We start from the raw sequence: 13,106 nt of genomic DNA, 5'->3' as shown, positions 1-13,106 counted from the left end.
CCTGGGGACATGCCGCGGGAACAGGGGCGCAAGCTCATCGCCCAGAACAAGAAGGCGCGGCACGACTACTCGATCCTCGACACCTACGAGGTCGGCCTGGTGCTCACCGGCACCGAGGTGAAGAGCCTCCGCGCCGGCCGGGCGTCGCTGGTCGACGGCTTCGCCACCGTCGACGACGGCGAGGTGTGGCTCCAGCACGTGCACATCCCCGAGTACACGCAGGGGACCTGGACCAACCACGCCCCGCGCCGCAAGCGCAAGGTGCTCATGCACCGCGCGGAGATCGACAAGCTGATCGGCAAGACCCGCGAGGGCGGCCTGACGCTCGTGCCGCTGGACCTGTACTTCAAGGACGGGAAGGTCAAGGCCACGCTCGCGCTGGCCAAGGGCAAGAAGTCCTACGACAAGCGCCAGGACCTGGCCGAGCGCGACTCGCGCCGGGAGATCCAGAAGGCGTTCGGCCGCTACGTGAAGGGACGCCGTTGAGGGGCATGCGTTGAGGGGGATCGCCTACGACCGGTTCGGCGGGTCGGAGGTCCTGACCCTGCGCGACGACCTGCCGGAGCCGCCGGTCGGCCCGGACACCGTGCTCGTCCGCACGCACGCCGCGGGGGTCAACCCGGTCGACGTCGGCATCCGCGAGGGGCACCTGGCCGGGTCCTTCCCGCACCACTTCCCGATCGTGCCGGGCTGGGACCTGGCCGGGACCGTCGAGGCGGTCGGGCCCGCGGTCCACGACCTCGCCCCCGGCGACGAGGTGTTCGGCTACCTGCGCCGCGACGACGTGCAGTGGGGGACCGCCGCCGAGCTGGTGCCCGCACCGCAGCGCTGCGTGGCGCGCAAGCCCGAGTCGCTGTCGTTCGCCGAGGCCGGGGCGCTGCCGCTGGCCGGGCTGACCGCCTACCAGGCGCTGACCGAGGCGCTCGACGTCGGCGAGGGGGACCGCGTCCTGGTGCACCGCGCGGCGGGCGGGGTCGGCTTCTTCGCCGTCCAGATCGCCGTCGCGCTCGGCGCGCACGTCATCGGCACCGCCAGCCCGCGCAACCACGGCTTCCTCCGCGACGCCGGCGCCGCCGAGGTGCTCGACTACTCGGCCGGGCCGATCAGCGCGCAGCTGTCCGAGCCGGTCGACGCCGTGCTCGACCTCAACGGCGGTGACGCGCTCACCGACGCCCCGAAGCAGGTGCGCGACGTCTCCCGGATCGCCGGCGTGGTCGACCCGGCGGTCAACGAGATGGGCGGGCGGTACGTGTTCGTCCGGCCCGAGCGGCACGACCTCGAGGAGCTCGGCCGGATGGCCGACGCCGGCCAGCTGCGGGTCTCCATCGCCAGGGCGTTCCCGCTCGAGCGCACCGCGGAGGCCCACGACCTGGTGGCCGGCGGGCACGTGCGGGGCAAGGTCGTGGTCACGCTCCGCTGAGCGCACCCGGCGTGGCGGCCGGCTCCCCGGGCACGCGTCTTCCCGGGCGCGCGGCCGCGGGGGAGCCTGCACGCACGCCCCGGACCAGGCATCTCCTGTCCCTGCTGGTCCCGCTGGTCACGGCGGTGGCGCTGACCGGCGTCCCGGCGACGGCGGCCGCCGGCACGGCGCCGGAAACCGGGGAGCTGCAGGCCACGCTGACCGACCTCGTGCAGCAGCCCGGCGGCCCGCCCGGGGCGGTCGTGACGCTGGGCCTCGACAGGGACCTCGACGTCCTCGCCGCCGGCGTGGCCGACCTCGCCGCCGGGCGCCCGCCCGCGGCCGGGGACGCCATGCGGGTCGCCGGCGTGGCCAGGGCGTACGACGCCGCCACGGTGCCGGCCCTGGTGTCCCGGGGCGTCCTCTCCCTGGACGAGCCCGTCGGCACCCGGCGGCCGGACCTGCCGCCGGCCTGGCAGGCGGTCACCCTGCGCCAGCTGCTCGGGCACACCAGCGGCATCCCGGACCCCACCCCGAGCGAGGCCTTCGTCGACGCGCTGCTGGCGTCGCTGCAGGACCCGCCGCCGCCCGGGAGCTCCTCTCGTACGTCGAGGACGAGCCCCTGCTGTTCGCCCCCCGGCACGGAGTACCGGTACTCCGACTCCGACGACGTCCTCGCCGGCCTGGTGGTCGGGGCGGCCACCGGCCGCCCCTACGCCGACGTGCTGGCCGCGCTGGTGCTCCGGCCCGCCGGCCTGACCGCCACGGGCCTCCCCGTGGGGTCGGACCTCCCGAGCCCGTACCTGCACGGCTACGACGTCTCCGAGCAGCCGCCCGAGGACGCGAGCACCGCGATCGCCGCCGGCTGGTCGTGGGCCTCCGGTGGCGTCGTGTCCACCCCGGCCGACCTCGCCCGCTCCGTCGGCGTCCACGTCCGCGGCGACCTCACCGACCCGGCCACCCGGGCCGAGCAGTTCACCTTCCGGCCGGGGTCGTCGGAGCCGCTGGCCCGGGCCGCACCTCCGCCGGGCTCGGGCTGTTCCGGTACGACACCCGCTGCGGCACCGTCCACGGCCACACCGGCAACACCGCCGGCTGCACCCAGTTCGCCGCCGCCACCGCCTACGGCGCCCGGACGGTCACCGTCTCGGTCACCGGGCAGCTCACACCGGACACCGCGCCGGAGCTGTTCGAGCAGCTCCGGGAGGTCTACGAGCCGGCGACCTGCGCCGCCGTCGCCGGACACCGGTGAGCCCGGTCCCCGGGCCGGCGCTACGTTCGCTCGGGTGAGCTGCGATCCACCGGTCGACGACGACGACGTCCCGCGGTTCTGGCGCGAGCTCGGCCTGCCCGGCCTGGTCGACGTGCACGTGCACTTCCTGCCGCCACGGGTGCAGGCCAAGGTGTGGGCGTACTTCGAGGCCGCGGACACGCACTACGGCACCGGCTGGCCGGTGCACTACCGGCTGCGCGAGGAGGAGCGGCTCGCGGTCCTGGAGCGGCTCGGCGTGCGCGCCTTCCCGACGCTGCCCTACCCGCACAAGCCCGGGATGGCCACCTGGCTCAACGACTGGTCCTCCGACTTCGCCGACGCGCACCCGCAGGTGCTGCGCTCGGCCACGTTCTTCCCGGAGCCGGAGGCGCCGCACTACGTCGCCGAGGCGCTCGACCGGGGCGTACGGGTGTTCAAGGTGCACGTGCAGGTGGGCGCCTTCGACCCGCGGGACCCGCTGCTGGACGCGGTCTGGGCGCGGCTGGAGGAGACCGGCACCCCGGTGGTCATCCACTGCGGCTCCGGCCCGCTGCGCGGCGAGCACACCGGCCCCGGGCCCGCGGCCGGCCTGCTCGAGCGCCACCCGCGGCTGCAGCTGGTCATCGCGCACCTGGGCATGCCCGAGTACCGGGACTTCCTCGACCTCGCCGAGCGGCACGAGCGGGTGCACCTGGACACCACCATGTTCGCCACCGCCTTCACCGAGCGGCTCATGCCCTTCGACCGCGCCGACCTGCCGCGGCTGGCCGCGCTGCGGGACAAGGTGCTGCTCGGCAGCGACTTCCCGTCCATCCCGTACCCCTACGCCGAGCAGCTGGCCGCGCTGGCCCGCCTCGACCTCGGCGACGACTGGCTGCGCGCGGTGCTGCACGACAACGGCGCCCGGCTGTTCGGGATCGGCGCCCGGTGATCCGGCTGACCGCCCCCGTCCTCGGCACGCCGGACCCGCGCGGGCTGGCCCGCTTCTACCAGCGGCTGCTCGGCTGGCCGGTCCGCGACGACGAGGCCGAGTGGGCCACGCTGCGCCCCGACGACGGCGGCACCGGCCTGTCCTTCCAGCTCGAGCGCGACCACGTCCCGCCGGTGTGGCCGCCGGAGCCGGGCACCCAGCAGATGCAGGTCCACCTCGACCTGGAGGTCGACGACCTCGACGCGGCCTGCGCGCTCGCCGAGGAGGCCGGCGCCCGCCGGATCGGCGGCTACGACGACCCGCACGAGCGGGTGCGGGTCTACGCCGACCCCGCCGGCCACCCGTTCTGCCTGTTCGTGCGGGTCTGAAACCCGGTCGCCCGCGGCGGGGGAGCCCGCCTAGCCTGACCGCCCGTGACCGACGTGCTCCCCGCCGACGTGACCGGCCTGCCCGGCGGGCTGACCGCCCGCCCGCTCACCCTCGACGACGCCCCCGCCGCGGCCGACCTGCTCGCGGTCGCCGAGGCCGTCGACGACACCGGCGAGCACGAGGACGCCGGCGACCTGGCCGAGTGGTGGGGCCGGGAGCTGGTCGACCTGCCGTCCGACGGCCGGGCCGTGGTCACCGGGGACGGGCGGCTGGTGGCCTGGGCGACGTCGATCTCCCAGCGCGGCGGCCGCGAGGCGCTGCGCGTCTGGGCCGAGGGCCGGGTGCACCCGGACTGGCGCGGGCGCGGCATCGGCCGGGCGCTGGTCGACTGGCAGGTGCGGCGCGGCACCGCGCAGCACGCGGCGTTCGCCCCGCCCGGGCTGCCCGGCCGGCTCGTCGCCAGCGCCTGGCCCGCGATGACCTCGCTGGAGCGGCTGCTGGAGCGCCGGGGCTTCGCGGTCGAGCGGCTGTTCGCCACCATGGAGCGCGCGCTCGACGGGCTGCCCGCCCTCGTCGTGCCCGCCGGGATCGAGCTGGCGCCCTTCACCTGGGACCGCGACGACGAGGTGCGCCGCGCGCACAACGCCGCGTTCACCGAGCACCACGGCTCCACCGAGCGCGACGAGACCGCCTGGCGCACCTGGTTCACCGGAGTGCGGGCGTTCCGGCCCGACCTCTCGGTGCTCGCGCTGGACGGCGGCGCCGTCGCCGGGTACGTCCTCGCCTACGTGTACGAGGCCGACACCCGCGCCACCGGCATCCCCACCGTCCACCTCGGCCAGATCGGCGTGCTGCCCGGCGCCCGCGGGCGCGGCGTGGCGGGCACGGCCATCGCCGCGGCGCTCGCCCGCGCCGCGGCCGACGGCTGCCGCGCGGCCCGCCTCGACGTCGACACCGAGAACACCACCGGCGCGTTCGCCCTCTACGAGCGGGTCGGCTTCCGGGTCGCCCGCACCCACCACGCCTGGGCGTACCCGGTCCCGCCGGTCGCCGGGTGACGCGCCGCGCGCGGGAGGCGGACCTGCCGCTGGTCGAGGCGGCCGAGCGGGCGTACGTCCGGGACGTCGAGCCGGCGCAGGAGGCGGCCTGGACCGCCGCGCTGGACCGCAACCGGGCGCTGTGGCGGGCCAACCTGGCCCGCACCACCGTGCTCGAGGTGGAGGGGGAGCCCGCCGGGTTCGTCATGTGGACCCCCGGCGACGGGGCCGCGCTGGTGGTGACCGTGCAGGTGCTGCCGCCGTTCCGCCGGCGCGGCCACGGGCGGCGGCTGCTCGAGGCGTGCGCCGCCGACGCCGCGGCCGCCGGCCTCGCCGAGGTCCGGCTCGGGGTGCACCGGGACAACCCGGCCCGCGCCCTCTACGAGGCCGCGGGCTTCGCGCCGGCGGGGGAGGACGGCGACTACCTGCTCTACCGCCGGGCGGCCCGGGCCGCTCGCTAGGGTCGCCGGCATGGTCACCGCCGATCAGCCCGTCCTGGACCCCGCCCTCGTCGGCCGCGCGCACCGCGCCGTCGAGCCGCTGCACAACCACGTGTACTTCGTGCCGGAGACCGAGCAGCACCTGACGGCGATCGGCCTGCGGCCCGGGCGGATGGTCTACTTCGCCGGCCGCGCGGCCCCGATGGGCGCCGTCGGCCCGGGCGTGGTGACGGCGACCTTCTCCAACTTCTCCCCGGCGATCGTGGCCCGCCACATCCCGCGGGCCTGGACGCTGGCCTCGCCCGCGCAGGTGGTGGAGGCCCGGTTCGCCTCCGCCCGGGCCTCGCTGACCCGGCTGCTCGGCGGCGAGGAGGCGGCGGCCGCCCCGGAGGTCACCGAGCTCGGCGACCTGCTCGCCGACGCCTGCTCGGTGCTCCCCGCCGAGGGGCGCCCGCTCTACGCCGGCCACGCCGACCTGCCCTGGCCGGAGGACCCGGTCACCCGGCTCTGGCACGCCGCCTCGCTGCTGCGCGAGTGGCGCGGCGACGGGCACGTCGCCGTCCTGCTCCGCCACGGCCTGTCGGGCCTGGAGGCGCTGGTCACCCACACCGCCACCGGCCGCGGGTTCCTGCCCGCGTCGGCGAAGGCCACCCGCGGCTGGAGCGACGAGGACTGGGCCGCCGCCGCCGCGCGGCTGGCCGACCGCGGCCTGCTCGACGGCGACCGGCTCACCGACGCCGGACAGCGGCTGCGCGCCGACCTCGAGGCCGAGACCGACGCCCTGGGGACCACGCCGTGGGCGCACCTGGGACCGGAGCGGACGGCGCGGGTGGTCGAGCTCGGCAAGCGGATGTCGGCCACGCTCGTCGCCAACGGCGCCTACCCCTCCGGCGTCTTCGCCGGCCGGTGACCCCGCGGCTGCCCGAGGCGCCCGGCGAGGGGCCGACGGCGGACCTGTTGCGCGCCCGGCGCGGCGGCGTCCTGTCCACCCTCGACCGGCTGCTGCTGCACAGTCCGCCGGTGGCCGAGGGCTGGAACGCGCTGCTCGGCGCGCTGCGCGGCGGCACCACGCTCCCCGCCGACCTGCGCGAGCTGGTGGTCCTGCGGGTCGCCGTCCTCGCCGGCGCGGAGTTCGAGTGGGCCGCGCACGAGCCGATCGCCCGCCGCGCCGGGCTGACCGACCTGCACCTGCGCGTGCTGCGCGCCGACGACGCCACCGCCGAGCCGGTGTGGACGCCGGCGCAGGCCGCCGTGCTGGCGTTCACCGACGCCTCGGCCCGCGCCGTCACCGTCCCCGACCCGGTGTTCGCCGCGGTGCGCGCCCACCTCGACGACCGCGGGGTCGTCGAGCTCACCGCCCTGGTGGGCGGCTACGCGATGGTCGCCCGGTTCCTCGTCGCACTGCAGGTGCCGCCGCCGGACGGGGAGGTTCCGGGCTGACCCGGTTCTCCCTATGGTGTGCCCTAGGTCACATCCTCGGGAGCTGTCATGACCACGACCGACCGTCCTCCGCAGCGCACCGACGTGGACGCCGCCTTCCGCGGCACGGCCACCTACCGCAGCCTGGGGGAGCAGCAGCTCAGCCCCGCCGAGGAGCGCTTCGAGAAGGGCCGCCGGACCGTCGGGCTGTTCCTCGCCCCGGTCGTGACGATCGTCTTCGCGCTGCTGCCGCTGGACCTGCCCCGGGACCAGCACCTGCTCGCCGCGGTCCTGCTGGGCGTCATCGTCCTGTGGATCACCGAGCCGGTGCCCATCCCGGTGGGCGGCCTCATCGGCGTGGGCGCGATCGTCGTCCTCGGGGTGGTGCCCGCGGACGACGCGGTGGCGCCGCTCGGTTCGACGACGGTGTTCACCTTCATCGGCGCGTTCATCCTGGCCGCCGCGATGCTCAAGCACGGCGTCGCCCGGCGGTTCGCGATGGCGATCCTGTCGATGCAGTGGGTGGGCGCCTCGACCGCGCGGGTGATCATCGCGTTCGGGCTGATCACGGCGCTGCTGTCGGCGTTCGTCTCCAACACCGCCACCGTGGCGATGCTGCTGCCCACGGCGATCGGCATCCTCTCGGTGATCGCCAAGCTCATGCAGGACAAGGGACTGGTCCGGCCGGACTTCGACCCGCTGCGGCTGAGGGTCGGCGTCGCGCTGATGCTCATGCTGGCCTACGGCGCGAGCGTCGGCGGGCTGATCACCCCGGTCGGCACGCCGCCGAACCTGATCGGCCGCGGGCTGATCGAGGAGGCGACGGGGGAGCGGATCGGGTTCCTCGACTGGATGCTCATGGCGCTGCCGATCTGCGCGCTCATGTTCGTCGCGCTGGCCGCGGTCCTGCTGCTGCTCAACCGGCCGGAGATCAAGCGGATCGAGGGCGTGCACGAGTACGTGCAGCAGGAGCGCGCGCAGCTCGGCCCCGTCTCGCGGGCGGAGAAGAACACGCTGACCGCCTTCGGCATCACCGTCGCGTGCTGGATCTTCCCCGGCGTCATCGCGCTGACCGCCGGCACGGAGTCCGACCTCTACACGACGATCAGCGACCGGATGGACGAGGGCGTCATCGCCGTCCTCGGGGCGTCGCTGCTGTTCCTGCTCCCCACCGACTGGAAGCGGCGGGAGTTCACCCTCAACTGGTCCGACGCCGCCAAGATCGACTGGGGCACGATCCTGCTGTTCGGCACCGGGATCATCTTCGGCTCGCTGCTCGCCGACACCGGCCTGGCCGAGACGATCGGCAGCAGCTCCGCCGACTGGCTCGGCCTGACCAGCACGTTCGCGATCACGGTCTTCGCGGTGATCCTGGCGATCGTCATCAGCGAGACGACGTCGAACACCGCCTCGGCCGCGGTCGTCGTGCCGATCATCATCCCGGTGGCGGTGGCCGCGGGCATCAACCCGTTCGTGCCCGCCCTGGCGGCGACCTTCGCGGCGTCCTTCGGGTTCATGCTGCCGGTGTCGACGCCGCAGAACGCCATCGTCTACGGCTCCGGCGTCGTGCCGATCACCAAGATGATCCGCTCGGGGATCTCCTTCGACGTCCTGGGCGCACTGCTGATCGTGGTCCTGCTGCCGGTGATGGTGGACCTCGTCCTCAACGTCTGACGGGTGAACGGAGAGGGAAGTCTCCCTCTCCGGCGAGCCCGGGCACGCGGGGACGTGTCACGATGGACGACGGCCCGCGTGCTGGCGGGTGCCGGTCGACGGGGAGGAGGGCGAGCCGTGCGCAGCGAGCCCCCCAGTCCCAGTCCCGAGGCCCTCCCCGCCTAGGTCCCGGTCGCGCCCGCGCGCGCCGGGAAGCGCTCGCGTGGAGGGCCTCCGCTGAGTCCCGCCACCCAGCGTCCCCCGGGAGCCCGTCATGGCCGACCGTCGCCTCGCGCCCCTCACCGCCCTGTCCACCCTCGGCCGCCGTCCGCGGCCGCAGGTGCTCCGGCCGGTGCCGACCCCGCCGCCGGCGCCGCCCCAGCTCGAGCGCCAGTCGCGCCTGGTCGACAACGCCGTCTACGCGAGCGGCCGGCGCATCGCCACCCCGCCGTCGGCGGAGGAGAGCCACGACTGGCTGACCGAGGGCTTCGACGACCGGCTGGTGTGGCTGGGCCTCTACCGGCCCGAGCCCCCCGAGCTGGGGGAGCTGGCCGAGCAGTACGACCTGCCCGAGCTCGCCGTCGAGGACGCCATCCAGGCCCACCAGCGGCCCAAGTTCGAGCGCTACGGCGACACGCTGTTCGTCGTCCTCAAGGCCGCGCGGTACCTGGACGCGGCCGAGGAGGTCGAGTTCGGCGAGCTGCACCTGTTCCTCGGCCGGCAGTTCGCGATCACCGTCCGGCACGCCGAGTCGCCGGACCTGGCCCGCGTGCGGCGGCGGCTGGAGAGCGAGCCGGCGCTGCTGGCCAAGGGCAGCGAGGCGGTGCTGTACGCGATCCTCGATGCCGTCGTCGACGGGTACTCGCCGGTGGTCGCGGGCCTGGCCAACGACATCGACGAGATCGAGACCGAGGTCTTCCGCGGGGACCCCGGCGTCTCGCGGCGCATCTACGAGCTGTCGCAGGAGGTCCTGGAGTTCCAGCGGGCCGCGCAGCCGCTGACCGGGATCCTCGCCGCGATCACCGCCGGGTTCGACAAGTACGGCGTCGACGAGGAGCTGCGCAGCTACCTGCGCGACGTCGCCGACCACGTCACCCAGGTCAACGAGCGCATCGAGGCGTTCCGGCTGCAGCTGCGCGACATCCTCACCGTGAACGCCACCCTGGTGGCGCAGCGGCAGAACGACGAGATCCGCGAGCTGACCGAGGCCTCGATCGCGCAGGGCGAGGAGGTCAAGAAGATCTCCGCGTGGGCGGCCATCCTGTTCGCGCCGACGCTGGTGGGCACGGTCTACGGGATGAACTTCGACGACATGCCCGAGCTGTCGTGGCACCTGGGCTACCCGTTCGCGCTGGTGCTGATGCTGGGCGTGAGCCTGACGCTGTACGCCGTCTTCAAGCGCCGCGACTGGATCTGAGGACCTGCACCGCCTGTCGACCATCGGCTGCGTGCACGACGACACGCCGTCGCCCGGCGTGTCGAGCGGCAGGCACCCGATGGTCAACGCGCCAGGACGCCGAGGGAACAACCCGGTGGCCGGCGCGGTTACGATGGGTGCACAACTACACAGGGGGTGAATGGTCTCGACTTCGGTCGTTCGACCAGGGGAAGCGAGCCGAGGAAGGCAACGATGACCTCGTTAACCATGCGTTGCGACTCACAAGTGCCGCTGATAAGCGCACTGACTTCGCTCTCGCTGCCTGACGGCAGCTAGGCGAGTCTGTCAGCCCGGGTTCGTCATCGGCCCGGATCCTGGCATCAGCTAGATGACTCACCGTGCGCGCCGGTCACGGGCGCGCGCGGGACACCGAACAGTGACTGGGCCCGTCACACCGACCCGTCCGTGGGATCGGTGGGGCCGAGCAGAGACGTAGCGGACTGCGCTCGGAGAAGCCCTGGTTCTGCGTCGAAGGACGCGGGTTCGATTCCCGCCACCTCCACCCACCCCCGAGGCCCTGGCGAGCAGCCGGGACCCCGGTCGACGACGAGGCCGAGGGCCACCGCGACAGCGGTGGCCCTCGGCCTCGTCGCTTCTCACGTACTCGACCACCCGCTCCAGCGTTCGACGCTGACGACGACCAGCGGGCCGGCCGGTGGCTGGGCACGGTACTGGGGATGCCGCTCCACGAGTGCGGCCAGGCCCGGGTGGCCGGTGCCCGGATCGTCGACGACGACGCCGACACCGTCGGCGCGCACCCACCACAGCCGGCTCCACTCCTCCTCGTAGTGGTCGACCAGCAGGGCGCACCGGGGCTCGTGGCGCAGGTTGGTCAGCCGCTGCAGCCGCGTCGTCCGCTTGGGTTTGGCGTCGACGGCCAGCCAGACGGTGTCGCCGGACGCCGCGAACACGACCGGGACGAGGTGCGGAGCGCCGTCCGGGCGGACCGTCGCCAGGCGGGCGACAGCGGCGGAGGCGAAACGCTCGCGGAGCTCCGCCGTCCCCACCGGTCGTCAGGTGCCGACGGCAGTCGTGGCGCGGCTGGCGACCTCGAAGAACGTCTCGAGCTCACGGCGGACGTCCGGTCCGCACGGCTGGAAGACGATCTCGGTGACGCCGCGGTCGGCGAGCTCGCCGAGCTTGCCGCGGACCTCCTCCCGCGTCCCGCTGAGCGTGGTCGATCCGAGCAGCGAGGAGCCCCCCGCGTCCCACGCCGCCTGGTCGGCCTCGTTGAGCTCGACGCAGTGACCCGTGTGCACGGCGATGTGCCGGAGCTCCTCCGGGGTCCGGTCCACCACCTCGTTCCAGGCCTCTCCGCCTGCCAGCCCGGCCACGGCCGCCTGCCCGCCGAACTCGTACGCGCCGTGCCACGCGAGCGCGGTGCCGGGACCGCCCGCGAGGCGGACCCGTTCGGAGGTCGGGTCCTCGCCCTCGTCGAGGACGGTGCCCCAGGCCAGGTACGAGACCCTCGAGAACTCCCGGGCGAAGTCGGGGAGCTGCAGTGTGGCGTACAGGCCGTCGGCCAGCTCCCGGGCGACCCCGGCGCCCTTCGGGCCCAGGGCGCTGATCAGGACGGGCACGTCGATCGGTCGCGCCGGCGCGTGACCGGCCGGGTGCAGCATCTGCATCCGGGCGCCCTCCCACTCGACGACCTCACCGCGCAGCAGCCCCCGGTAGGCCCGGATGTACTCCGCCATGAACGACCACGTGACGGCCCCGTAGCCCATGGCCCGACGCCCGGAGAACCCGGTCCCGAAGGCGACCTCGACCCGGCCGGGCGCCAGCGCCGCGAGCATCGCCGTCGCGGCGGCGTTCACCATGGGATGCCGCAGCGAGGGGACCAGGACGCCGGGCCCGAGGCCGATGCGGGTGGTGCGCTCCGCGGCGAGCGCCAGGCACATCCACACGTCGGGACTGTTCTGCGGGGTGTCGTAGAGCCACGCCCGCGCGTAGCCGAGCTCCTCCGCGAGGGCGATGTTCTCGTGCGAGTCCACCGCGGTCGGAAAGGCGACCGAGACGTCCATGCTCTTCCCCCTGTGCTGACGACGGTGTCGCGGACTTCCGAGGTCTGTGACGGGTGCTCCGACTACGGGCGGCCGGCGTGCGGCACGTCGACCCGGCAGGAGCGCAGCTGCGCCTCGCGCGCGGCACTCCGCGCGGTGCGGTCGAAGTCCGGCGCGGTGCAGAGGAACAGCGTGCGGCCGTCGTCCCCGCCGAGCATGCAGGCGAACACGCCGGTGCCGACGGGCAGTTCCTCCAGGACCTCGCCGCCTTCCCGGATGCGCAGCACCCGCCCGGCGAGCGCGTCGGCGACCCACAGCGCTCCCTCGGCGTCCAGGCCGCAACCGTCCGGCGCGACAGCCAGTTGCCCGAGTGCCGCCTGCAGGGCGCGGTCGGTCGGCAGCTCACCGAACGACGCCCACACCCGCCGGTTCCCCAACGAGCCGTCGGCACCGACGTCGAACGCGGTGACCCGGTTGCCGAACGTCTCGTCCACCAGCAGGACGCCGTCGTCGGTGATCACGCTGCCGTTGGGGAACCACACGTCGTCGGCCACCTGGGTCACCGCCCCATCGGGGTCGACGCGCAGCAGGACGGCCGGCTCGACCGGTGCGCCGGCCATCAGGTCGAAGCCGAAGTTGCCGACGAACGCGCGGCCCTGCTCGTCGACGACCATGTCGTTGGGCTCGCCGGTGACGTGCGCCGACAGGTCCGCGTGGGTCACCAGCGATCCGTCGGGTTCGCGGCGCAGCAGCCGGGCGTCGTGCTGGGAGACGACCAGCAGACGGCCGTCGGGCAGCCATCCGAGTCCGGACGGCTGGCCCGGCACCTCCGCCTCGACCCGGAGGTCGCTGCCGTCCTCACGGGCCGAGAGCACCTGGTGGGTGTAGAAGTCCGACACCCAGATCCGACCCTCGTGCCAGCGCGGGCACTCGAGGTAGGACAGGCCCTCCAGGACGGTGCCGATCTCCCGCATGGCTCACCTCGCCGCCGTCGGTGGGCCGGGAGCATAGCCCCGGTCCCGCCCCTCCGGAATGCGGAGCGCGGACGTCGGCATCCGCCGGTGTGCCGGACGGGCTGCGGCGCGACCGGTCACGGGTCCTGCCCCGAGGGTCCGTCGCCCCCTCGTGCGCGCCGGTCAGGGGCGGGAGGCTCAGGGGAGGCCGT

At 74.6% G+C, this 13,106-nt stretch carries 13 protein-coding genes and 1 other RNA gene; 11 read left to right on the top strand and 3 right to left on the bottom strand.

Annotated features, from left to right (window positions below; genetic code table 11):
- Nucleotides 1-9: 9 nt before the first annotated feature.
- From smpB to ssrA, 11 genes are all read left to right on the top strand, one after another.
- Nucleotides 10-486 (top strand): SsrA-binding protein SmpB, encoded by a 477-nt coding sequence (smpB, locus tag ACI8AR_RS00160; protein ID WP_457049158.1) that lies wholly within the window; start codon nucleotides 10-12, stop codon nucleotides 484-486.
- A gap of 10 nt (nucleotides 487-496) precedes the next feature.
- Entirely contained in the window at nucleotides 497-1,420 is a 924-nt protein-coding gene (locus ACI8AR_RS00155) for an NADP-dependent oxidoreductase (protein ID WP_457049157.1), read from the top strand.
- A gap of 125 nt (nucleotides 1,421-1,545) precedes the next feature.
- A complete protein-coding gene (locus ACI8AR_RS00150) occupies nucleotides 1,546-3,582 on the top strand; it encodes a serine hydrolase (protein ID WP_457049156.1) in 2,037 nt (678 codons plus the stop codon).
- A complete protein-coding gene (locus ACI8AR_RS00145) occupies nucleotides 3,579-3,950 on the top strand; it encodes a VOC family protein (RefSeq protein WP_457049155.1) in 372 nt (123 codons plus the stop codon). The genes ACI8AR_RS00150 and ACI8AR_RS00145 overlap by 4 nt, the downstream gene beginning before the upstream one ends.
- A 45-nt stretch (nucleotides 3,951-3,995) precedes the next feature.
- Nucleotides 3,996-5,009, top strand: a complete 1,014-nt coding sequence (locus ACI8AR_RS00140; RefSeq protein ID WP_457049154.1) for a GNAT family N-acetyltransferase — start codon at nucleotides 3,996-3,998, stop codon at nucleotides 5,007-5,009.
- Complete coding sequence (locus tag ACI8AR_RS00135; protein ID WP_457049153.1) at nucleotides 5,006-5,449, top strand: GNAT family N-acetyltransferase; 444 nt, start codon at nucleotides 5,006-5,008, stop codon at nucleotides 5,447-5,449. Before ACI8AR_RS00140 ends, ACI8AR_RS00135 begins: the two co-directional genes overlap by 4 nt.
- Nucleotides 5,450-5,459: 10 nt before the next feature.
- Nucleotides 5,460-6,338, top strand: a complete 879-nt coding sequence (locus tag ACI8AR_RS00130) for an SCO6745 family protein (RefSeq protein ID WP_457049152.1) — start codon at nucleotides 5,460-5,462, stop codon at nucleotides 6,336-6,338.
- Nucleotides 6,335-6,868 (top strand): carboxymuconolactone decarboxylase family protein, encoded by a 534-nt coding sequence (locus tag ACI8AR_RS00125; RefSeq protein WP_457049151.1) that lies wholly within the window; start codon nucleotides 6,335-6,337, stop codon nucleotides 6,866-6,868. The genes ACI8AR_RS00130 and ACI8AR_RS00125 overlap by 4 nt, the downstream gene beginning before the upstream one ends.
- A 48-nt stretch (nucleotides 6,869-6,916) precedes the next feature.
- Nucleotides 6,917-8,521 (top strand): SLC13 family permease, encoded by a 1,605-nt coding sequence (locus ACI8AR_RS00120; protein WP_457049150.1) that lies wholly within the window; start codon nucleotides 6,917-6,919, stop codon nucleotides 8,519-8,521.
- Between the two features lie 253 nt (nucleotides 8,522-8,774).
- Entirely contained in the window at nucleotides 8,775-9,917 is a 1,143-nt protein-coding gene (locus ACI8AR_RS00115; protein ID WP_457049149.1) for a magnesium and cobalt transport protein CorA, read from the top strand.
- Nucleotides 9,918-10,069: 152 nt separating this feature from the next.
- Nucleotides 10,070-10,443, top strand: a transfer-messenger RNA (tmRNA) gene (gene ssrA, locus ACI8AR_RS00110).
- A gap of 91 nt (nucleotides 10,444-10,534) precedes the next feature.
- Here the strand turns inward: ssrA and ACI8AR_RS00105 are convergent.
- The 3 genes from ACI8AR_RS00105 to ACI8AR_RS00095 form a co-directional block, all read right to left on the bottom strand.
- Nucleotides 10,535-10,945, bottom strand: coding sequence for a TIGR03668 family PPOX class F420-dependent oxidoreductase (locus ACI8AR_RS00105; protein WP_457049148.1), 411 nt, complete (start codon nucleotides 10,943-10,945; stop codon nucleotides 10,535-10,537).
- A 6-nt stretch (nucleotides 10,946-10,951) separates the two neighbouring features.
- Entirely contained in the window at nucleotides 10,952-11,962 is a 1,011-nt protein-coding gene (locus ACI8AR_RS00100; protein WP_457049147.1) for an LLM class flavin-dependent oxidoreductase, read from the bottom strand.
- A gap of 62 nt (nucleotides 11,963-12,024) precedes the next feature.
- A complete protein-coding gene (locus tag ACI8AR_RS00095; RefSeq protein WP_457049146.1) occupies nucleotides 12,025-12,915 on the bottom strand; it encodes an SMP-30/gluconolactonase/LRE family protein in 891 nt (296 codons plus the stop codon).
- Between the last annotated feature and the right edge of the window lie 191 nt (nucleotides 12,916-13,106).

Source organism: Geodermatophilus sp. SYSU D01036 (assembly GCF_054050435.1).
The sequence above is the reverse complement of the archived record's forward strand: the minus strand, read 5'-3'. Positions and strand labels throughout refer to the sequence as shown.

Excerpts from the sequence above, each read along its gene's own strand:
- smpB (WP_457049158.1), top strand. The coding sequence starts at position 10 with ATGCCGCGGGAACAGGGGCGCAAGCTCATCGCCCAGAACAAGAAGGCG.
- ACI8AR_RS00130 (WP_457049152.1), top strand. The coding sequence starts at position 5,460 with ATGGTCACCGCCGATCAGCCCGTCCTGGACCCCGCCCTCGTCGGCCGC.
- ACI8AR_RS00120 (WP_457049150.1), top strand. The coding sequence starts at position 6,917 with ATGACCACGACCGACCGTCCTCCGCAGCGCACCGACGTGGACGCCGCC.
- ACI8AR_RS00115 (WP_457049149.1), top strand. The coding sequence starts at position 8,775 with ATGGCCGACCGTCGCCTCGCGCCCCTCACCGCCCTGTCCACCCTCGGC.
- ACI8AR_RS00100 (WP_457049147.1), bottom strand. The coding sequence starts at position 11,962 with ATGGACGTCTCGGTCGCCTTTCCGACCGCGGTGGACTCGCACGAGAAC.
- ACI8AR_RS00095 (WP_457049146.1), bottom strand. The coding sequence starts at position 12,915 with ATGCGGGAGATCGGCACCGTCCTGGAGGGCCTGTCCTACCTCGAGTGC.